The sequence below is a fragment of the Burkholderia sp. IDO3 genome (assembly GCF_003366075.1).
Classification (GTDB): Bacteria; Pseudomonadota; Gammaproteobacteria; order Burkholderiales; family Burkholderiaceae; genus Burkholderia; species Burkholderia anthina.
The window spans coordinates 281,964-303,495 of record NZ_CP028964.1 but is presented as its reverse complement, the minus strand read 5'-3'; the positions used below and the strand labels follow the sequence as shown (position 1 = coordinate 303,495).

The following is a 21,532-nucleotide window of genomic DNA, read 5'->3' as shown; positions in this document are numbered from 1 at the left end:
GTGCCGGTCGGCGAGCGGGCAACGCCGCCGATCCCCGCGGCAGGTCAGTCGTCGAACGCGGATTCCGGGCGCGGATCGCTGAGCAGCCCGTGGCGCGCGAGCAATGTCCGCATCGTGTTGCGCGTGACACCGAGCAGCGCGGCCGTGCGCACCTGGCTGAACCGGCAATGCTCGAACGCCTCGCAGACGACCAGTTCCTCGATGTCGCGCAGCAGGCTTTCGCCGGGCGCGCGAAACAGGCGGCGCACGCCCGCGCGGATGTCGTCCTGCGGCAGCGTCGTCGCGGCGGCGTCGGCTCGCGCATAGCCGGCGAGCGCCTCGGAGAACTTCAGGTGCTCCGGGCGAATCAGGTTGCCGTTCGACACGAGCAGCGCGAGATGCATGACGTTTTCCAGCTCGCGGATATTGCCGGGCCACGGATACGCGTGCAGCGCCTGGACCGTGCCCTCGGACAGCATCGGCTGCGGCCGCTTCAGCTGCGCGCAATAGCGCCCGCGGAAATGCTCGGCGAGCGGCAGGATGTCTTGCGGCCGCTCGCGCAGCGGCGGCAGCCGCACGCGGGCGAGATTGATCCGGTAGAACAGGTCCATCCGGAAATTGCCGGCCAGCACGGCCTGCTCGAGATCGACGTTGGTTGCCGCGACGACGCGGACGTCGACCGGCCGCGCGCGCGTCGCGCCCACGCGCGTCACCTCGCCTTCCTGCAGCACGCGCAGCAGCTTCGCCTGCAGCGGCGGCGCAAGATCGCCGATTTCGTCGAGAAAGATCGTGCCGCCGTGCGCTTCCTCGAAATAGCCGGCGCGACGCCCCTGCGCGCCGGTGAACGCACCGGCCTCGTGGCCGAACAGTTCGCTCTCCGCGAGCTGCTGGCTGATCGCGCCGCAGTTGACCGCGATGAACGCGCCGGCGCGCCCGCTGACATGGTGGATATGGCGCGCGACCAGCTCCTTGCCGGTGCCCGTCTCGCCGAGAATCAGCGCGGGCGCGACGCTAGGCCCGATCTGCTCGACGAAGCGCAGTACGGCCCGCGACGCGGGATCGGCAAACACGAGCGCCTTCGCGCGCACCGAAAGAGGGCGATGCTCGCTTTCCGGCAGCGCAATGAGCGGAGGGGAATCTGTGCGGTTGTCCATGGTCCGGGCACGGGCGGACCGGTTGACGATACTGGCATCCGCCCGAGGGTTTGATCTTAGTCAACCTCGGCCGCACGCAAAATACCGATTGCTGTGATGCTTCGTTGCCGCGCGCGAATAACGAATCCCGCGCGGGTCGCGCCGGGCAACGGCATAGTGTCCGGCGCGACCGGAAACCGCCGACCGCCGCTCGCCCGGTTCATCGAGCAGCAGATCGTCGGCAGCGGCCTTGACCCGCGACGCCGAAGCCCGCATGGCACTCAGAATTCCATATCCAGCTCGTCGATCTCTTCGGTCTCGGTCTTTGCCGCCGCGATCCATTCGGCCACGTAAGGTTGCTTGAGCACGCGCATGCAGTATTCGGCGATATCCGGATCGATCGGCACGTCATAGGTCAGCAAGCGCGTGACCACAGGCGCATACATCGCATCGGCCGCGCCGATTTCGCCGAACAGCCAGAGGCCGCCGTATTTTTTCAGGCAGTCGCGCCAGATGGCCACGATGCGTTCGATGTCGTACTGCGCACGCGACCAGAGCCGGAAATCGGGGAAATGTCCGCGCAGATTCATCGGCAACGCGGAGCGCAGGGCGCTGAAGCCCGAATGCATTTCTCCGCAGACCGAACGGCAATGCGCGCGGGCCTTGGGATCGGCAGGCAACAGATGCGCATCCGGCCGAATCTCGTTCAGATATTCGCAGATGGCCAGCGTGTCCCAGACTTCATTGCCGTCGTGACGAAGGCAGGGCACGAGAATCGATGGCGAAAGCAGGAGTAATTCGGCGCGCGCGGTGGCATCGTCGAGCGGCACGACCACCGTGTCAAATTCGAGTCCGGCGAGTTTGGCCAGCAGCCATCCGCGCATGGACCACGACGAATAATTTCGACTGCTGATGGTCATAGTGACGAGTGTCTGGCTCATGCGCGGCTCCTGAAAAGTGGCGCGGCGATCCATTACGAATTGCGCGAACCCCGAAAGACAAGCATTCGGACGCGCACCAGCGAAGTGCGTGTCCTGAAGTGCGCACCACGAATCATGGCGTTTCGCACGATTTTGCAGCGCGCGGAACGATGCGCCCTGTTGCGGTGCTCAACCGCTGCGCTGTCGAAATGCCGGGTTCGCGCGGCACACGGCGCGTGCGCGTGCCGCGCGTCGCGGTGCCCCCCTGCGACGCGCAAGCGTCATGCCAGGCGCGCACCTGGTACGCTGTTTGCGTGTTTGTGGAGGCGTCCACCCCGATCGGAGCCGCGCCCATGAATTTGCTTGCCTATCCGGCCTATCAGGCCGCCGCGGACTGGATGCGCCCCTGGCGTACCGCTGCCTCCCTGGCGCGTTATGCGGCGAATACCTGGCCCATGCTGGCGTTCGGACTCGACGCGCGCTTTCTGGATGCCTGGTGGGAGTCGATCGAACTCACGGGACTCACGCATAGCCGGCCGCCCTTCGATATCGATTGGGTGGACGTGGATGGCGTGCGCACGCCGGTCACCGAGGAAGTCGTCAAGCGCACGCCGTTCGGCTCGCTGCTGCATTTCCGCAAGGACACGGCAGTCGCGCAGCCGCGCGTGCTGCTCGTCGCGCCGATGTCGGGGCATTTTGCAACGTTGCTGCGCGGCACCTTGCTGACCATGCTCGCCGATCACGACGTCTATATCACCGATTGGCACAATCCCCGGGATATTCCGCTGGCCGCGGGCCGCTTCGGCCTCAGCGAGTACGTCGAGCATCTGATGTCGTTCATTCGCCGGATCGGCCCCGATTCGCATCTGGTGGCCATATGTCAGCCGACCGTCGCGGCGCTCGCGGCCGTGTCATTGATGGCAGCCGACGACGACCCGGCGCAACCCGCGACCATGACGCTGATGGCCGGCCCGATCGATTGCCGCGTGAATCCCACCAAGGTCAATGACCTCGCCAACAGCAAGCCGATCGAATGGTTCGAGAACAATCTCGTGGGCGTCGTGCCCAGCGGTTTTGCGGGCGCGCAGCGCCGTGTCTATCCGGGGTTCATGCAAATCGGCGCCTTCATGTCGATGAACATGTCGCGCCATATCGCTTCGTTCGACGAGATGCGATTCGAGCGCGCCAAGGGCGACCCTGCCAAGGCCGATGCGATCCGCACGTTCTACCAGGAATACTTCGCCACGACCGATCTGACCGCCGAGTTCTATCTCGAGACCGTCAGCGCGGTGTTCCAGGAATATGCGTTGCCGCTCGGCAAGCTCAAGATCGGCGACCGCTGCGTGGAGCCGCATGCGATACGGCGTACCGCGCTGCTCACGGTCGAAGGCGAAAAGGACGACATCTGCTCGGTCGGCCAGACCGTGGTTGCCCAGGAACTCTGCTCGGGCTTGCGTCCTTACATGAAGACGCATCATGTGCAGACCGGCGTGGGCCATTACGGCGTATTCAACGGCCGCCGCTGGAACTCGCATATCTATCCGCTCGTGCGTTCGACCATCCACGACCACGAACCGCGCGCCCGGTGCATGGCGTCTCCAGGCGAGGCCGGGCACGGCAATCGGGTGACCTTGCGCGCGCTGCTCGACACAAGCGCCACCCATCACACCCGTGCGCAGGCAGCGGCGTAGCGGCCTACAGGCAGGCATTCTCAATCGATAGAGTCACGGGGGTTGCGATGAATCAGCGCGTCGATATTCTTCAGTCCTCTCCGGGCCTCGTGCATCCGGGCGGCCACCCCATCCGTCTCAACCATCGCGATTTCGTCGCCGTCGATCGCCGCCAGGCAGCCAGGTACGAAGCGACCTACCGCCCGCAGGCACTCTATAGCCGTGCCAACGAAGGCTTTCATGCGAACAACGAAGCCTTCCTGCTTCACGAAGTTGCGACCAATCTGCCGGTGTACCGGGAAAACACGGGGCCGACCGATTTCCACCTGCATCTGCCACCGGGCGGCTTCCAGTTCGTGCTGGTCACGTCGGGCGTCTTTACGTTCGACTACGACGGCCGGCTGCACTACGTCGGCCCCGGCTCGGTGATCTTGCAAAGCGCGATTGTGCATCGGCAGCTCTTCTACACGTGGTCGGGCATGTCCACGGAAGAAAATCTGCAAACCACGCAGACGGTCGTGCCCGACGCGATGTCGATGGGATGCTCGGCCAAATTTCTCGAGGCATTCATCACCGATCCGACGACCTTCCCGAATCCGACGATCGTGCCGACGGCGCAGATCAACGAAGCCGAAACGCCACGTATCGCCTGGAGTCATCCATTGCACGACCGTGCCGAAGGGGCGAACTTCTGGTTACAGGATCCGCTCGAGTTGAGTGCGCTCTACCGGCCGTTGACCGACGGCTCGATCAAATCGGCCGGGGCTGTCCATGTGCGCGATCTGGGCATCGAGGCGCCGAGCGGTCAGCTCGTGACCGGCCACATCCTCGCGACCGATCCCGCGGATCAGTCGCTCCTGCCGAAGAGCATCGCGAGCGGTGTCGACGCAGCTTCATTTGCGAAGGGCGAGGTGGTGATCTATCGCGTCATTCGCGGCACCGCCGAATTCAAGGAACGTGCCGGCACGGTGCTCGAACTGCAGACCGGCGATGGGGTGACGGCGGGTCGGCATTCGATCGCGCTGGTCGGGATGGGCGAGAACACGCAGATTCTCCGGCTCGGCCTGCTGAAGAACTTCGAGAACCTGCGCAGCTGGACCCCGACGCAGCGCGACGAGATCGACGGCCTGGCGGGGGACATCATTGCCCGGACCGAAGTGCGCCCGCAGCGGACCGAAGGCAGGCCGGTCGGGTATCTCTACGAATAGGTGCGGGCACGCCCGCTGCGCGGACGCGTTGAATGGCCCACGGAGCGGGCCTGCGTGACGCCGTGGAGAAGATGCCGACCCAACGGGGCATCGGGCAACGGGAAGCCGCCGATATCCCGGCGGCCTCCCCCGACTTCAGTACCCGCCGCGTTCGGCGGCCGGTCGCGAGGCGCGTTCGCCCGTGTAGCTCGTTGCAAGCTGGGCGGCCGCCGTGCTCAGCAATCCCGTATCCGTGCCGACCGCAACGAAGGTCGCGCCGGCGTCCAGATACTCGTTTGCAAACGCGCGGTCCGGCGCGAGCACGCCCGCCGCTTTCCCCGCCCGGCGCACGGTGCGGATGCCGTCGCGAATGGCCGCGCGCACCGATTCCTCGCCCGGCTTGCCGAGGAAACCCATCGACGCGCTCAGATCCGCCGGCCCGAAGAACACGCCATCGACACCGTCGACGTTCGCGATCGCATCGAGACTGGCGAGCCCCGTGACGGTCTCGACCTGCACCAGCACGCATAGCGCGTCGCTCGCGCGGGCCAGATAGTCCGGCACCCGGTTCCAGCGCGAGGCCCGCGCCAGCGCACTGCCGACACCCCGCACGCCGTCGGGCGGATAGCGCGTCGCGGCGACGGCTTCACGCGCCTGCTCGACGGTATCGATCATCGGCAGCAGCAAGGTCTGCGCGCCGATATCGAGGAACTGCTTGATCAGCGCCGTATCGCTCTTCACCGGGCGCACGATCGGATGCGTCGGGTACGCGGCCATCGCCTGCAATTGCGCGAGCGTGCTGCGCACGTCGTTGGGCGCATGCTCGTTGTCGATCAGCAGCCAGTCGAAGCCGGCCGTCGCCAGCAACTCGACCACGTACGGATCCGCGAGCGCGGCCCATAGGCCGAACTGCGGCCGGCCTTCGGCCAGCGCCTGCTTGAACGGGTTCCTGATTCGGTCCATGCCTGCTCCTTATACGAACTTGAACGCGATCCCGCCGAGCGGGCCGTAGTCGACGTGGAACGTATCGCCCGCGCGCGCCGGAATCGGGCTCGTGAACGAGCCGCTGAGAATCACGTCGCCCGCGTTCAGGCGCTCGTCGTACGGCGCGATCTTGTTCGCGAGCCACGCCACGCCCGTCGCGGGATGGTTGAGCACCGCTGCCGCGAGCCCGCTCTCCTCCACCGCGCCGTTCTTGTACAGCAGCGCCCCGACCCAGCGAAGGTCGACGTCCATGGGGCGCACCGGCCGGCCGCCCAGCACGATCCCGGCATTGGCCGCGAAGTCGGAGATCGTGTCGAACACCTTGCGCGGCGCGTGGGTCTCGCGATCGAACTGCTCGATGCGCGCGTCGATGATCTCGACGGCGGGCGTCACATAGGCGGTCGCATCCAGCACGTCGAACAGCGTCACGTTCGGGCCCGTCAGCGGCTTGTCGAGAATGAATGCGAGCTCCACCTCGACGCGCGGCGCGATGAAGCGGTCCGCCGGAATGTCCTGGCCGCTTTCGATGAACATGCTGTCGAGCAGCGGTGCGTAATCCGGCTCGGTGATCTGCGACGAACGCTGCATCGCGCGCGAGGTCAGGCCGATCTTGCGGCCCTTGATCACGTGCCCGGCATCCAGCTTCATCTTCACCCACTCCCGCTGGATCGCGTAGCCGTCCTCGATCGTCATCCCGGGGTAGGCCGCGGAAAAGTGGCGCAATTGCGTGCGCGTCTTTTCGGCGTGTTCCAGTTTCTCCGCGAGTTCGCGGATCGTCGTTTGGTCCAACATGATGAACGTGCCCTTCGCGCTCAGGCCTTCAGCCGCGCATGCAGATTGTTGTGCTTCCAGGTGCCGGCTTCGCTGAATTCGTTGATCTCCAGCGACAACGCGAGCCCGTGCCGCTCGAACGCGTCGGCGAAGTGCTGCCTGATGATGTCGAACAGCGCATCGCCGGCGGCCTGCTTCGCGGCCTCCGAACGTCCGGCGCCGATCTTCAGGTTCCCGTGCAGGAACGCGGCGTCCTCGATCCGGCCGTCGGCGATGCAGAATGCGTCGCAGCGCAGCGCCCGGACGCGGATCCCGCCCAGCGGGAATACCCGCTGGCCGCCCTCGCGCTGCGCGTCGAGGCTGTGCGCGAGCTTGCGGCACAGCAGCGCGATGCTGTCCTCGTCCGCCAGGTTGTTGCTGTATTCGAGTGTGAGATGTGGCATCTGCTGCTCCCAATGGTCAGACGGGCAACGGCGTGACCGGCAGGATCGCGTTGATCTGGCCGGTGCCCGAACTGCCGAAGTACGGCGTCACCACCTCGGCCTTGCCTTCGTAGCGATCCCAGCCGAGCGCGCCGAGCAGCATCGCCGTGTCGTGCATGCCGCCCTCGCCCCAGCACTTTTCGTTGTAGAGCGGCAGCATGCCGCAGAACGTCTTCCAGTCGCCCTTTTCCCACAGCGACACCACGTGCCGGTCGGTTTCCTCGAGGAACGGATCCCACACCTTGTGCATGAACTGCTCGGCCGTGCCGTTGCTCGCGAAGCGGTGGCTGAGCGAGCCGCTCGCGAGAATGGCGACGGTGCCGTCGTAGCGCTCCTCGATGGCCTTGCGCACCGCCAGGCCGAAACGGACGCTCGTCGGCAGGTCGTGCCACATGCACCAGCCGGAAATCGACACGGTCTTGAAGTGCTGGTCCGCATTCATGTATCGCATCGGAACCAGCGTGCCGTATTCGAGATCCAGCGACGTTTCGCTATGCGCGCGCGTCTTCACGCCCATCTCGTTCGCCACGTCGGCGATCGCATTCCCGAGCGCCGTGTTGCCCGGGTACGCATAGCGCATGTTGTTGATGAAGTGCGGCAGTTCGTTACTCGTGTAGATGCCTTCGAACTTCGACGCGCAGTTGATGTGGTATTCGCTGTTGACGAGCCAGTGAACGTCGAACACCACGATCGTGTCGACGCCGAGTTCGCGGCAGCGCCGGCCGATTTCATGATGGCCGTCGATCGCGGCCTGGCGACAGCCCTTGTGCGGGCCGTCGAGCTCCGACAAATACAGCGACGGCACGTGCGTGACTTTCGCGGCGAGGGCGAGCTTTCCCAATTTCTGTCTCCTGATGACGCGGTGTGCGGATGCAGCCGGCGAATCGGCTTACGCGCCCCAGCGCGGAATGTGATGCGAACCGAGCGACACGCAGACGTTCTTCGGCTCCAGGAACACTTCATAGCTCCACGTGCCGCCTTCGCGGCCGACGCCCGACGCCTTCGTCCCGCCGAACGGCTGACGCAGGTCGCGCACGTTCTGGCTGTTCACGAAGCACATGCCCGCTTCGATCGACGCCGCCACGCGATGCGCACGGCCGGTGTTCTCGGTCCACACGTAGCTCGACAGCCCGTACGCGATGTCGTTCGCGATGCGGATCGCGTCCGCCTCGTCGTCGAACGGAATCAGGCAGGCCACCGGGCCGAAGATCTCTTCCTGCGCGATGCGCATGCGGTTGTCGACGTCGACGAACACGGTCGGCGTGACGAAGTTGCCGTGCTTCATCGCGTCCGGCAGCGTCGGCGCATCGAGGCCGCCGCAGGCGAGCGTCGCGCCTTCCTTCGCGCCCAGCTCGATGTAGCTGCGGACTTTCGCGAGGTGCCCCTGGCTGATCATCGGCCCGACGATGGTGCTCTCGCCGAGCGGGTCGCCCACGGTCAGCCGCTTCGCGCGCTCGATGAAGCGCTCGGCGAACTTCGCGTAGATCGACTTCTGCACGAGAATGCGCGAGCCGGCCGTGCAACGCTCGCCGTTGTTCGAGAAAATCATGAACACGGCGGCGTCCAGCGCGCGTTCGAAGTCGGCATCGTCGAAGATCACGAACGGCGATTTGCCGCCGAGCTCCATCGAGAACTTCTTCAGGCCCGCGGCCTGGACGATGCGGTTGCCCGTCGCCGTGGAGCCCGTAAACGAAATCGCATGAACGTCGGGATGCGCGACGAGCGGCTCGCCGGTTTCCTTGCCGTAGCCGTGCACGACGTTCAGCACGCCGGCGGGAATGCCCGCCTCGAGCGCGAGATCGCCCAGCATCGACGCGGTGAGCGGCGACAGCTCGCTCATCTTCAGCACCGCCGTGTTGCCGAATGCGAGACACGGCGCGACTTTCCACGTCGCCGTCATGAACGGCACGTTCCACGGCGAGATCAGCGCGCAGACGCCGACCGGGTGGAACAGCGTGTAGTTCAGGTGCGTGCCGGTCGGGTAGGTATGCCCGTCGACGCGCGTGCACATTTCCGCGAAATACGTGAAATTGTCCGCGGCCCGCGGCACGAGCTGCTTGCCCGTCTGCGAGATCGTCTGCCCCGTGTCGCGCGTCTCGGTGTTCGCGAGTTCCGGCACGTGCTTCGTGATCAGCTCGCCCAGCTTGCGCAGCAGTTTCGCGCGCTCGGTGGCCGGCGTGCCGGCCCACGCGGGGAACGCCTCCTTCGCCGCGCGCACGGCGGCATCGATGTCCTGCGCGGTGCCGCTCGCGACTTCGGCGAGCACTTCCTGCGTGGCCGGGTTGACGGTCTCGAAGTAGCTGCTGCCGGCCGCAGACTTCCCGTTGATCAGATGGTCGATTCGCATAGGTAATCCTAATCAGTCAGTTGCGGCCAAATTCCGCGTCGGATGCAATCACGTTGACAAGACGGCCGAGACCGTCGATTTCGCAAACGACTTCGTCGCCTGCCTTCACATCGACGATCCCTTCCGGCGTGCCCGTCAGGATGATGTCGCCGGGGGCGAGCGACATGAAGCCGCTCAAATACTCGATGAGCGCGGGAATGCCGGTCACGAGATCCCGCGTATTGCCCTTCTGCTCGAGCTTGCCGTTCACGAACGTGCGCAATTCGAGGTTCGTGACGTCGGCGACGTCTTGCGCGTCGACGAACCACGGGCCCAGCACGGTGCCGCCATCGCGGTTCTTCACGCGCAGGTTCGGGCGGTAGTAGTTCTCGAGATAGTCGCGGATCGCGTAGTCGTTCGCGATCATGTAACCCGCGACGTATTGCATCGCGTCTTCGCGCCTGACCGCCCTGGCCGGCTTGCCGATCACGACCGCCAGTTCGCACTCGTAGTGCATGAACGTCACGTCGGCAGGACGGCGCGTCACCCCGCGGTGGCCGATGACGGACCCGGGCCCCTTCAGGAACACGAGCGGTTCGTCCTGCTTCGAGAACTGCAGTTCCTTCGCGTGCTCCGCGTAGTTCAATCCCAGCGCGAAGATCGTCCCCGGCTCGATGGGCGCCAGCCACACGACCTCGCTCTCGCGACACACGCGCCCGTCGGCGAGCCGGACGCCCGCTTCGTGCGGGTATGCCTCGTGAATGGCACCCGAATATGCAACACGGCCCCGCATCATTGCTTGCCTCCTGCTGCTTCGCTCGTCATCGAAAACGTGAGGGCCGGCCATGCGCCGATCGATACCGTCACGATGTCGCCGGCCCGAGCCAGCGGCGCGCCGTGCGGGACGCCCAGCGTGAGCACGTCGCCGGCCCCGAGCGTCATGAAATCGGTGACGTCGGCGATCAGTTGCGCGACATGCCGGATCGACGTCGCCGTGTTGGCGTGGAACGTCTGCCGGCCGTCGATGCTCACCGAGATCGGCAGCGCGTCGGGGTCCGCGACCAGGCGGCGCGCGACGACGGCCGGCCCCATCACGCAGAAGCCGTCCCGCGCGCGGAACCGGACCGACGGGCGATACACGCTTTCGTGCGGCACGCACAGATCGGCCACGATCGTGTATCCGGCGACATGGTCGAGCGCGTCGGCAACGCTGACATGCGAAGCGGTGCGCCCGATGACGATCCCCAGCGAGCCGCCGATCTGGACGCCGCTCGTGCCGCCCGGCACGACGACCTTCGCACCGTGCCCCGCCCGCGTATTGCGCGGTTTGACGTACAGCACCGGGGCCTTGGGCGGCGCCTTGTAGGGGGCGGCATGGACCGCGTCTCCCAGCGCGTCGAGCGCCGCGCGGTCGTTCAGCAACGTCCCATAAACGGCGCCCTCGACGGGAGGCCGGCATTTGGCGCCGCCGGACAGGAGCGACGCCGCGGTGCGCGCATCGACGTCACGCGCAAGCGGCTCTCCCTCCAGGCGAAGCACATGGTCGACAGGTGCAAGCATCACGATTCGTCCCTCTGCATTTCACTCACATGTTAGTATTATTTCGCCTGATATCATCGGGCGTCAAGAGAGAACATGCAGCCCAAGGGAATTCCCCGCTGCAACGAAGCTGAAGCGCAATCAACGGTATGGATGTCAAAGACAAGCACGACGCGCCTCATCGCAATCTTCCGATGATGCTTCTGCGCGCGCGGGAAAAGATCATGGAGCGCTTCCGGCCGCTCCTGACCGCGCACGGGCTCACCGAGCAGCAATGGCGCATCATCCGCGCGGTGCACGAGCAGGGGCCGATGGAGCCTCGGCAGCTTTCGGATCTCTGTACGATCTCGAGCCCGAGCATGGTGGGCGTGCTGGCGCGGATGGAGGCGCTGGAACTGATTACGAAGGCGCGGTTCGCGGAAGATCAGCGCCGCGTTCTGGTTTCCCTGACGCCGACGAGCATCGACCTGGTTCGCACGCTGACGCAGGATCTGGAACAGCGATACGCCGACCTGGAGCGAGAGGTCGGCAAGGATGTCGTGACACGGGTCTACCAGGCGGTCGACGACCTGCTCGCGGGGCTGGAAGAAAACTGATCGCTTGCCTGCGTGCTGCCGGAGGAGCCGCGAACCCGGAAACGGGGCCGAAGCGCGCCGCCCGCATTCGGTCACGCCTGACGGACATCGGCCCGCAACGCACTGACGATGCGTTGCGGGCCGACGATACCTCGAAGCCGCGCGCCGCCGGCCCGGACCCGCGGCCCTGGCCGGCCGCGCGGCCATCCTCAGGCTTTCAGCGCACCGAAGATCTCGTTCAACATCGACTTCGCGTCGCCGAACAACATGCGGTTGTTGTCCTTGTAGAACAGCGGATTGTCGACGCCCGCATAGCCCGAAGCCATGCTGCGCTTCATCACGATCGACGTCTTCGCCTTCCACACTTCCAGCACCGGCATCCCCGCGATCGGGCTCGTCGGATCGTCCTGCGCGGCCGGGTTCACGATGTCGTTCGCGCCGATCACCATCGACACGTCGGCCTCGGGGAAGTCCTCGTTGATCTCGTCCATCTCCATCACGATGTCGTACGGCACCTTCGCTTCGGCCAGCAGCACGTTCATGTGGCCCGGCATGCGGCCCGCGACCGGGTGAATCGCGAAACGCACGTCGACGCCCTTCTCGCGCAGCAGCTTCGTGAGCTCGTACACCGTGTGCTGGGCCTGCGCCACGGCCATCCCGTAGCCCGGCACGATGATCACGCGCTTCGCTTCGCGCAGCAGCTCGGCCGTTTCCACCGCGCTCACCGCCACCGCCTCGCCGGCCGGTTGCGCGCCGGCACCGCCGCCCGCCGCCGCAGGCGCGCCGCCGCCGAAGCCGCCCGCGATCACGCTGATGAAGTTGCGGTTCATCGCGCGGCACATGATGTACGACAGGATCGCGCCCGACGAGCCGACCAGCGCGCCGATCACGATCAGCAGGTCGTTGCCGAGCATGAAGCCGGTGGCCGCCGCCGCCCACCCCGAGTAGCTGTTGAGCATCGACACCACGACGGGCATGTCCGCGCCGCCGATCGCCATCACCATGTGCACGCCGAACAGCAGCGAGATCGCCGTCATCACGATCAACGGCAGCATCCCGTCCTGGATGGTTTCCGCATGCAGGAACGCGCGGCCGAAGTAGAGCACGATCAGCAGCCCGGCCAGGTTCAGCCAGTGCCGCGCCGGCAGCGTCAGCGGCTTGCCGCCGATCTTGCCCGACAGCTTGCCGAACGCGATGATCGAGCCCGCGAAGGTGACCGCACCGATCAGGATGCCGACATAAATCTCCACTTCGTGGATGGCCTTCTCGGCACCCGCGAACTGCACCGACGTGTCGATATAGCTCGCGAAACCGACCAGGCAGGCCGCGAGGCCGACCAGGCTGTGCATCAGCGCGACCAGTTCCGGCATCTGCGTCATCTGCACTTTCTTCGCGGCGTACAGGCCGACCGCGCCGCCGACGACGAGCGCCGCGATCACGTACGGAATGCCCGCGGCCGACACGCGCGGGCCGAGCACGGTGGCCAGCACCGCGATCAGCATGCCGATCATCCCGAGCAGGTTGCCGCGGCGCGCGGTCTCGGGATTGGCCAGCCCGCCGAGGCTGAGGATGAACAGGATCGCAGCGCCGATATAGGAGACGGTGGTCAGGTTTGAAGTCATTATTGTCGTCCCCTTATTTGCGGAACATCGCCAGCATGCGTCGCGTCACCGCGAAGCCGCCGAACATGTTGACGGCCGTGAGCGTCAGCGCGCCCACCGCCAGGCCCAGGATCAGCCCGGACGGACGGTCGCCGGCATTGGCCAGCTCATCCAGCGGCGGCGCGACCTGCACGAGCGCGCCGATCGCGATGATCGACGAGATCGCGTTGGTCACGCTCATCAGCGGGGTGTGCAGCGACGGCGTGACGTTCCAGATCACCATGTAGCCGACGAAGCACGCGAGCACGAACACCGTGAAGTGCGACAGGAAGCTGGCCGGCGCGAACTGGCCGACCAGCAGGAACGCCACCGCGCCGATCGCGAATACGATCGCGAGCGCCTTCGCCGACATCGGCTCGCCGCTGTGACCGTGGCCTTTCGACTTCGCGGGTGCGGCGGCGGGCGCGGTCGCCGCCGGCTTCGGCGCGACGACCGCCTGCTTGATCGGCGGCGGCGGCCACGTGACGTTGCCTTCCTTGATCACGGTGAGCCCGCGGATCGCATCGTCGTCGAAGTCGACGTTGATCGTGCCGTCCTTGCCCTTGCACAGCTCCTCGACCACGCGCAGCAGGTTGGTCCCGTACAGCGTCGACGACTGTCGCGACAGGCGCGATGCGAGATCGGTATAGCCGACGATCGTCACGCCGTGGCGCACCACGGCCTCGCCCGGCACCGTCAGTTCGCAGTTGCCGCCCTGCTCGGCGGCCATGTCGACGATCACGCTGCCGGGCTTCATCGACTGCACCATCTCGGCCGTGATGAGCTTCGGCGCCGGCTTGCCGGGGATCAGCGCGGTGGTGACGATGATGTCGGCGTCCCTGGCCTGCTGCGCATACATCGCGCGCTGCGCCTGCTGGAAGCCTTCGCTCATCACTTTTGCGTAACCGCCGCCGCCCGAGCCTTCTTCTTCGTAGTCGACCTTGACGAACTCGCCGCCCAGCGACTTGACCTGATCGGCCACTTCGGCGCGCGTGTCGTTCGCGCGCACGATCGCGCCGAGGCTGGCCGCGGTGCCGATCGCGGCCAGACCGGCCACGCCGGCGCCGGCGATGAACACCTTCGCCGGCGGAATCTTGCCGGCCGCCGTGACCTGGCCGTTCAGGAAACGGCCGAACGCATGCGCGGCCTCGATCACCGCGCGATAGCCGCTGATGCCGGCCATCGACGTGAGCGCGTCCATCTTCTGCGCGCGCGACAGCGTGCGCGGCAGCGAATCGATCGCCAGCACCGTGGCGCGCTTCGCGGCCAGTTGCGCCATCAGTTCGGGGTTTTGCGCCGGCCACACGAAGCCGATCAGCGTGCCGCCCTCGCGCATCGACGCGACTTCTTCCGTGCTCGGCGGGCGCACCTTGAGCACGATATCGCTGCCCGCCCAGAGCTCGGCCGCCGTGGCGGCAATACGCGCGCCGGCCGCGCGGTACGCGTCGTCGTCGAAATTCGCCCCCTCCCCGGCACCGCTTTGCACGGCCACCGAGAACCCCAGCTTGATCAGTTTCTCAACCACCTCGGGCACGGTCGCTACGCGCCGTTCGCCGGTGGCTATCTCCAGAGGAATCCCAATCTGTAGTGTCATATTATGAAAGTTGGGTAATGGCCATCGCGAAGCGCTCGGGCCGGTGCGTCAAGTTACCAGAATCATGTGAATTCGCGTCAATGATCGAACGACCGTTCGCTAAACACGATCACGCCCGTCCGGCCGCGATGCCCGCGTCAGTGCAGGCGAAGCGCGTGCGTGCGCCGCGCACGCATTCCATCGTACTGTTGTGTTTTATCCACGTACACGAAAGATTGCGTCGGCCGAACGGATGACCGGCCGCGACGACGGCCTGCTCCAAGGCATCCGCCGTGTCGCGCCGCTGCGCGACGCGCGGCCCGATTTGCGGCGATCCCCGCGGCATCAGCCGGCCCGTTTCGCCGACCGACCGGTCGATATGCGAAAGGCTCATGCGGAACCGCCGCGACCCGTGCCCGCAATGCCACGCACCCGCTCGCCCGTCTCATTGCCCGGCGGCGCGTCGACCTTGCCGGCGATGTCGTTTGCGCGCGCGTCGATCGTGTCGAAATCCTCGCGTTCATCGACCGCGCGACCAAACCGGCCCCCCGCGAAACCACGGGGCCACGTAGCGCGCAGCCGAACGGCGCGCTCAATCCTGGCGATCGAGCACGAAACCCGTTGACCGCAGCTTGCTGTCGTCGAGACGATAGAAGCCCATCGGATAGCGCTTTTTCACGGTCTTGCCGACGGCCAGGCTTTTCGCGACATCCGCGAGCAACGGCACGTGGACGATCGGCTTGCGCCCCGCGCGCCGATAGACTTCCTCATACGTCGGCGAATGCGTGTCGGCGATATTGAACGCGTCGATCCCGTCACGCTTCGCGCTGTCGATCGAGCGCCGCAGCAGATGCACGATCGCCCTGGCGACGTTGTGCGGCGAAATATAGTGACTGTTGCGGTACAGCGCAAAAAGCCGCTTCGTCCTGCTCCAGCGCAGCGATGCCTCGAGATAGCCCGGCTGCTGCGCGAGTGCGATCCGATACAGATCGACATGCATGCTCGCCGAGCATCGGGACAGGATGTCCTCTCCGATGCGTTTGCTGCGCGCGTAGTCGCGCATCTCCGGCGCCTCGAAATACTGCTTTTCGATCGGGCGGGTCATGTCGAGCAACGGCGCCGTTTCATCCACGAGCCGATGTCGCGGCGAGCCGTAGACCACCATCGAACTCGCGTGTCCGAAATAGCCGACGCCGCGGCGGATGCACGCCTGGGCAAAGCGCTCCAGATTGGCGACGTTGATCGTTTCCAGATCCGGCGTGCCGGGCAGACCGGCCGCCAGATGGACGACGGCCGTCACGCCATCGACCAGTTCGTCCAGGGCGGCATCCGCGAGCTCGCGGTCGGAGAAATCGACCGCGACCCATTCGACCCGCGCATCGGCCGGCACCTTGCGGTGAAACTGCCCGCGCACCCGATAGCCTTGCAGAATCAGCTGATCGACGACATGTGCGCCCAGGTTGCCGGTCGCCCCCGTCACCAGGACGAGCGGCCTCGTGTCGTCGTTTGCCGCGGCAGGCCGCGTCAACGCCGCGATCCGTCGCGCGACCAGCTGCGATTTCAGATGGTCGGCGAGCCTGATCGCGAGCGCCATGATCACCATGGTCGGATTGGCATGCCCGCTCGTCGGGAAAACCGACGCGCCCGCGATATGGAGGCCGCGAACGTCGTGCACGCGGCAGTCCGCGTCGACGACGCTCGTTGCCGGGTCCTGTCCCATTCGCGTCGTGCCGGCGGTGTGCGCCATGTCGTGCAGCGCGATGGCCGACAGGTCGCCCGCCGCGATTTCCGGCCGCAGCGCGAAGCCCTGGATGCCGGCGTCGCGAAAGTCGCCGTCGAGCAGGCGCGCGAACGTGACCACGGCCTGTTTCATCGCGCTTCCCGACTCCCACGTGACGCTCGCCACGGGCAATCCGAGCCGGTCGCATCGGCTCGACAGCGTCACGCGGTTCTCGCGCATCGGCGGCTGTTCGCAAATGACGTCGAGCGTCACCTTCTCGATTTTTCTGCCGGTGCCTTTCGCCACGTAGTCACGCGCGACGAAATTCGCATCGAGCCGGATGACCGCGTCGACGATCAGACGGCGCACGCGCCGCGGCAGGATCGAACTACCGAGTATCCGCCGCCCGACGAAACTCACGACCACGCCGGAGCGCTGCAACACGAGGATCAGATCGGCCAGCGGGCGTTCGCTTTGCCGCTTTGCCAGCCGTTTCAACGCGACCACCGGATCGTCGTTCGAGATGCGGGCGTTCGCATACGCCGCCATATTCGGCAGACGCTGTGCCTGCTGCACGTCGGGGCGGATCGCCAGCCCATGCGAATACATGAACGCGCGATAGTCCTGCTGCAACGAGAAGAATCCGAGCAACGCGGCGGCCGACGCCTGGCTGTCCGGCGAAAACTCGCCGATCGACATGCATGGGTGATCCGTCAGATAACGGCCGACGACGCCACGCGCATTCCCCAGCGCATTGCCGACCTCATCCCGCGACAGGAGCAGCAGCCTGGCGTTTTCGATGGCGCCGGCCGCCAGCACCACATGGCTCGACAGCAACGTGCGGCGTCGCTTGCCCGACAGCGAGGACACGATCTCGACGCCCGTCACGCCGGTGCGATCCGTCTGGATCGCGCGCACCGTCGCGTTGAACACGGTCGTCACGCCGCGATGCGATTCGCTTCTGAAGTCGGGTCCGAAACGCATCACGTCCGTCAGATTGCGATGAGAACGCGCAAGCTGCCAGAAGAACGACGACACATGCTTCATGCGCGCCATTTCGGCCGGCTCGCGCAATTTCGCTGCCGGCCAGAATGCGGGGCCGCCGAGGATCGGGCCGACATCGAGGTGCCGCGCGGCACGCTGAATGTATGGCGCGAGATCCGAAGCGGTGATCGGCCATCCGGAGTCGGCGATCCACTCGCGCGCGGCAAAATCGAGCGCATCGAACGGCGCGACCTTTCCGGCCCATCCCGCGGTCGAGCCGCCGAGCACGCGACACCGGACGCCGAACTTCTGCGTTTGCGTGGTCCAGAATTTCAATTGAAACGCATGCGATGCGTGGCGGGACCGCTGCAGTTCGGCGTCTTGCAGCGATCCTTCGACGTCGACGTCGTTGAGCGCTTCGTGGTCGGCGGATTCTTCGAGTCCGCCGCTTTCCAGCAGCAGGATGTTCAGGCCCAGGCCGGACAGCTCGCGAACGATCGTCAGGCCCGCGGCGCCCCCACCGACGACGACGAGGTCGAACGATGCCGACAACGGATCGCCGGGCAACTCGTCTGCTTCGAAGTCAAAATATTGCGTCATCTCTCGATATCGGTGACTCGCGTCCACACCGGCAGGTTTGACGCGGCGGCACGAGCGGGATGCTGTCCAACAGGTTGTCCCGGTGCGGGAATGTCGGCGAGTACGGTGGCCGCGTTGCAATGCCGCATTGCCCCGTCGTCGCTCTGACAATCCGACACGGCTTCGGCCGAAACGACAACATACCGACACCGCCGGAAAGCAGTGTGCTCCATCTCACATAAACGGCATCCATCGGAAGGTCGCAATGCCGGCCCGGCTACATGCATCACGGGATCTACATCGGCGACGGCAACGTGATTCACTACGCGGGATGGTCGCACCATCCGAGCGGCGGCCCGGTCGAAGTCGTCACCGTCGCCGGCTTCCGCGCCGGCTTCGAGCTCACGGTCATTCGCCGCGCGCGCATGCTGTCCGACGGCACGGCAGCCGCGCGGCATCGCGCATCGGCGAAATGCGCGCACGCGTCGGGCTACCCGCACGTCAGCCTGCCTGCGCAACCAGTTCGGCATGAATCCGCTCGACATCGTCGCGCGTGCACAGCGCCGTGCCGGGATGCTCGACCGACGCAGCCGATGCGGCCAGCGCGTAGCGGCACGCATCGTCGAGCGGCACGCCGCGGGCCAGCGCCCAGACCATGCCGCCGACGAAACTGTCGCCGGCGCCGACCGTGCTGCGGACCGCGGCTGGCCTGCCGGGCAGGCGCAGCGTGCGATCGCGCGTGACGACCCATGCGCCGTGCGCACCCAGCGTCAACGCGACGATATCCGCCCGCCCCTGTTCCACGAGCTCACGCGCCCTCCGGCATGCCGCCGTCTCGTCGAGGGTTGCTCCGGCCAGCCCGCCCAGTTCGCCGAGACTGGGCTTCACGAGATAGACGCCGGCGTCGAGGGCCGCTTGCAGCGCACGGCCGGCCGCATCGACGACCACCCGGCTGCCCCTTGCCCGGGCTTCCCGGGCAAGCGTTGCATAAAGGTCTTCCGGCACGCCGGGCGGCAGGCTGCCGCTCAACACGAGATAGCGCGGCACCGGCTGCATCGCCTCGATGCGGGCCGCGCAGTCGCGCCACTCGGCCTCCGCGACCAGCGGCCCCGGCATCAGGAAACGGTATTCGCGCCCGGTCGAGGTCTCGGTCACGCAGACGTTCTCGCGCGTCTCGCCGGCGATCCGGATTCGCATGCCCGGCAGGTGCTCGGCCTCGAGCAGCAGCGTCAGGACGTCTCCGGTCGGCCCGCCGGCCAGGTACAGCGCGACGCAGTCGCCCCCGAGCCGGTGAATGGTCCGGGCGACGTTGATTCCACCGCCGCCGGGATCGCGCCGCGGCCGTGCGCAGCGCAGCTTGTGCGTGTCGACCATGTGCTCGACCGACGTCGCGACGTCGACGGCGGGATTCAATGTGACGGTGACGATATCGGTCATGGCGTATGGCTCTCGGTCGACGGCAGGCGCGATCGGCCGGCTTGCGCGGCAGACGCCGGCACGGCGATTCCCGCTAACCGGTGCGTGCCGGCCGTGCCCTCACGTTACGGTCGATGCGGGTTGCAGCCTTGACGCCCGTCAAGCGATGCCGCCGCGTCGCCCGATTGCGCTCGATCAACGCCCCGTCCGGGCAGGCTCCTACAGTGAATCATCCGTCGTTGCCGGGCCCCGCCATGGACGAGCAGCCGCTTTGCACCACCGTGTTCGCCGAACGCTATGCGCAGCCCGGCGAGACGTCGCACGCGGCGGTATTCCATCGCGTCGCCCGTGCGCTGTCGCTCGCCGAGCCGCCGGACCTGCGCGCGCAGTGCGAGCGTGCATTCTTCCGGAACCTGCGGCGCGGCGCGATCGGCGCGGGCCGCATCCTCGCGAACGCCGGCGCGGATACCGGCGGGACGATGATCAACTGCTTCGTCCATCCGCTCGCGGTGCCGGCCGGTGCAGCCGTGCCGGCCGTCGACGCGGCGCTCGCGCACGCGCTCGACGACGCACGGCTCACGCTGTCGATGGGCGGCGGAATCGGCTATGACTTCTCGCCGGTGCCGCCTGCGGATGCGTACGAGCGGCGCGCGTCATCCGAGCGCGGCGCATGCGCCGCGATCGACCGCTTCGATGCGATGTGCCGGGCGCTGCCGTTCACCGGCCCGCGCCGGGGCGCGCAAATGGCCGTGCTGCGCTGCGACCATCCCGACCTCGCCGCATTCGTCGCGGCCAAGCGCGGCCGCGCGCGCTGGCCGACGTTCAATCTGTCGGTCGGCGTCACGGACGCGTTCATGGAGGCGGTCGAGCGCGACCGGCCGTGGGCGCTCGTCCATCACGCGCCGCGCCGTTCCGGTTCCGCCACCGCGCCCCGGCAGCCGGATGGACGCTATCTTTACGCGACGCTTCCGGCACGCACGCTGTGGCGCGAGATCGTCAGCGCCGCACGCGACAGCGCCGAACCGGGGCTGCTGTTCCTCGACACGATCCACGATGCGAATCCGCTGCGCGAGCACGAGCGGATCGACGCGACGAACCCGTGCGGCGAGCAGCCGCTGCCGCCGTACGGCAGCTGCGTGCTCGGGCCGATCGACCTGTCGCGGTTCGTTCTCCACCCGTTCGGCGTCGACGGCAAACCGCACTTCGACTTCGCGACGCTCGTCGACGCGGTACGTATCCAGGTCCGCATGCTCGACAACGTGCTCGATCTGACCGCGTGGCCGCTCGCCACGCACGAGCACGAAGCGCGGCGCACGCGCCGCATCGGGGTCGGCGTAACCGGACTGGGCGACGCGCTGACGATGCTGAGGCTGCGCTACGACAGCGTCGAAGCCCGCGCGGTTGCGCGCGGGATCGTGCTGACGATGCGCGAGCATGCGTTTGCCGCGTCGGCCGCGCTTGCCGGCGAGCGCGGCGTGTTCCCGGCCTACGATCCGGCCGCCTACCTGAGCGGCCCCGCATACCGCATGCGCCTGCCGCTGAAGGTGCATCACGCGATCGCACGGCACGGGCTGCGCAACAGCCATCTGCTGTCGTTCGCGCCGGCCGGCAGCGTGAGCCTCGCGTTCTGCGACAACTGCTCGAACGGGATCGAGCCGGCCGTCGGCTGGACGCAGCGCCGCATGGTGCGCACCGCCGACGGCCGGGTCCGGCCGTTTCGTGTCGAGAATCACGCGTATCGGCTGTTTCGCGAACTACATGGCGACAGCGTCCAACTGCCGGACTATTTCGTCACGGCGGCGGATATCGCGCCGGCCGACCATGTCGCGATGCTTGCGGCGTTGCAGCCGTGCGTCGACGCCGGCATCTCGAAGACCGTGACGATGCCCGGCCAGTGTTCGCTTGCGCAGGTCGACGCGTTGCTCTTCCAGGCGTGGCGCGACGGTCTCAAGGGCATCACGGTGTTCCGGCCCGATCCGCGGCTCGCGGCGGTCGTCACCGACGATGCGGCACAACCTTGCGACGGCGCCGTCTGCATCCGTTGTTGAACGGCG

17 protein-coding genes are annotated in these 21,532 nt (G+C 66.7%); 4 read left to right on the top strand and 13 right to left on the bottom strand.

Annotated features, from left to right (window positions below; translation table 11 throughout):
* Positions 1-44: 44 nt before the first annotated feature.
* A complete protein-coding gene (locus DCN14_RS33060; RefSeq protein ID WP_096505969.1) occupies positions 45-1,133 on the bottom strand; it encodes a sigma-54 dependent transcriptional regulator in 1,089 nt (362 codons plus the stop codon).
* 260 nt (positions 1,134-1,393) lie between these two features.
* Complete coding sequence (locus tag DCN14_RS33050; RefSeq protein ID WP_096505965.1) at positions 1,394-2,053, bottom strand: glutathione S-transferase family protein; 660 nt, start codon at positions 2,051-2,053, stop codon at positions 1,394-1,396.
* Between the two features lie 332 nt (positions 2,054-2,385).
* Here DCN14_RS33050 and phaZ point away from each other — a divergent pair, with 332 nt between their 5' ends.
* A complete protein-coding gene (gene phaZ / locus DCN14_RS33045; protein ID WP_096505963.1) occupies positions 2,386-3,723 on the top strand; it encodes a polyhydroxyalkanoate depolymerase in 1,338 nt (445 codons plus the stop codon).
* An 89-nt stretch (positions 3,724-3,812) separates the two neighbouring features.
* The gene (locus DCN14_RS33040; protein ID WP_205212622.1) at positions 3,813-4,910 is read left to right on the top strand and encodes a hypothetical protein; all 1,098 of its coding nucleotides are present in this window, start codon (positions 3,813-3,815) and stop codon (positions 4,908-4,910) included.
* Positions 4,911-5,045: 135 nt separating this feature from the next.
* Here the strand turns inward: DCN14_RS33040 and hpaI are convergent, their stop codons facing one another.
* Genes hpaI through DCN14_RS33005 form a run of 7 tightly spaced genes read right to left on the bottom strand, consistent with a single transcriptional unit; the run spans position 5,046 to position 11,012 of the window.
* Complete coding sequence (hpaI, locus tag DCN14_RS33035) at positions 5,046-5,852, bottom strand: 4-hydroxy-2-oxoheptanedioate aldolase (protein WP_096505959.1); 807 nt, start codon at positions 5,850-5,852, stop codon at positions 5,046-5,048.
* Between the two features lie 9 nt (positions 5,853-5,861).
* The gene (gene hpaH, locus DCN14_RS33030; protein WP_096505957.1) at positions 5,862-6,665 is read right to left on the bottom strand and encodes a 2-oxo-hept-4-ene-1,7-dioate hydratase; all 804 of its coding nucleotides are present in this window, start codon (positions 6,663-6,665) and stop codon (positions 5,862-5,864) included.
* 20 nt (positions 6,666-6,685) lie between these two features.
* Positions 6,686-7,087, bottom strand: coding sequence for a 5-carboxymethyl-2-hydroxymuconate Delta-isomerase (locus DCN14_RS33025; RefSeq protein ID WP_096505955.1), 402 nt, complete (start codon positions 7,085-7,087; stop codon positions 6,686-6,688).
* Positions 7,088-7,103: 16 nt separating this feature from the next.
* Positions 7,104-7,967, bottom strand: coding sequence for a 3,4-dihydroxyphenylacetate 2,3-dioxygenase (hpaD, locus tag DCN14_RS33020; RefSeq protein ID WP_096505953.1), 864 nt, complete (start codon positions 7,965-7,967; stop codon positions 7,104-7,106).
* 48 nt (positions 7,968-8,015) lie between these two features.
* Entirely contained in the window at positions 8,016-9,473 is a 1,458-nt protein-coding gene (gene hpaE / locus DCN14_RS33015) for a 5-carboxymethyl-2-hydroxymuconate semialdehyde dehydrogenase (protein ID WP_096505951.1), read from the bottom strand.
* Positions 9,474-9,489: 16 nt separating this feature from the next.
* Positions 9,490-10,248, bottom strand: coding sequence for a fumarylacetoacetate hydrolase family protein (locus tag DCN14_RS33010; RefSeq protein WP_096505949.1), 759 nt, complete (start codon positions 10,246-10,248; stop codon positions 9,490-9,492).
* The gene (locus DCN14_RS33005) at positions 10,245-11,012 is read right to left on the bottom strand and encodes a fumarylacetoacetate hydrolase family protein (protein ID WP_096505947.1); all 768 of its coding nucleotides are present in this window, start codon (positions 11,010-11,012) and stop codon (positions 10,245-10,247) included. Before DCN14_RS33005 ends, DCN14_RS33010 begins: the two co-directional genes overlap by 4 nt.
* Before the next feature lie 173 nt (positions 11,013-11,185).
* Between DCN14_RS33005 and hpaR the strand changes: the two genes are divergently transcribed.
* Complete coding sequence (hpaR, locus tag DCN14_RS33000) at positions 11,186-11,587, top strand: homoprotocatechuate degradation operon regulator HpaR (protein WP_096506105.1); 402 nt, start codon at positions 11,186-11,188, stop codon at positions 11,585-11,587.
* Positions 11,588-11,775: 188 nt separating this feature from the next.
* On the opposite strand, the gene pntB is transcribed toward hpaR, so the two are convergent.
* The 4 genes from pntB to DCN14_RS32970 all read right to left on the bottom strand — a co-directional run bounded on the left by pntB (position 11,776) and on the right by DCN14_RS32970 (position 19,499).
* Positions 11,776-13,188, bottom strand: a complete 1,413-nt coding sequence (gene pntB / locus DCN14_RS32995; protein ID WP_096505945.1) for a Re/Si-specific NAD(P)(+) transhydrogenase subunit beta — start codon at positions 13,186-13,188, stop codon at positions 11,776-11,778.
* Between the two features lie 13 nt (positions 13,189-13,201).
* Positions 13,202-14,800: a Re/Si-specific NAD(P)(+) transhydrogenase subunit alpha gene (locus DCN14_RS32990; protein WP_096505943.1), complete on the bottom strand. Its 1,599-nt coding sequence runs from the start codon at positions 14,798-14,800 to the stop codon at positions 13,202-13,204.
* A gap of 571 nt (positions 14,801-15,371) precedes the next feature.
* Positions 15,372-18,083, bottom strand: coding sequence for a GMC oxidoreductase (locus DCN14_RS32980; RefSeq protein ID WP_096505939.1), 2,712 nt, complete (start codon positions 18,081-18,083; stop codon positions 15,372-15,374).
* 480 nt (positions 18,084-18,563) lie between these two features.
* Positions 18,564-19,499: a 1-phosphofructokinase family hexose kinase gene (locus tag DCN14_RS32970; RefSeq protein ID WP_096505937.1), complete on the bottom strand. Its 936-nt coding sequence runs from the start codon at positions 19,497-19,499 to the stop codon at positions 18,564-18,566.
* A gap of 233 nt (positions 19,500-19,732) precedes the next feature.
* Between DCN14_RS32970 and DCN14_RS32965 the strand changes: the two genes are divergently transcribed.
* Positions 19,733-21,526, top strand: a complete 1,794-nt coding sequence (locus DCN14_RS32965) for an adenosylcobalamin-dependent ribonucleoside-diphosphate reductase (protein ID WP_096505935.1) — start codon at positions 19,733-19,735, stop codon at positions 21,524-21,526.
* Positions 21,527-21,532: the final 6 nt, after the last annotated feature.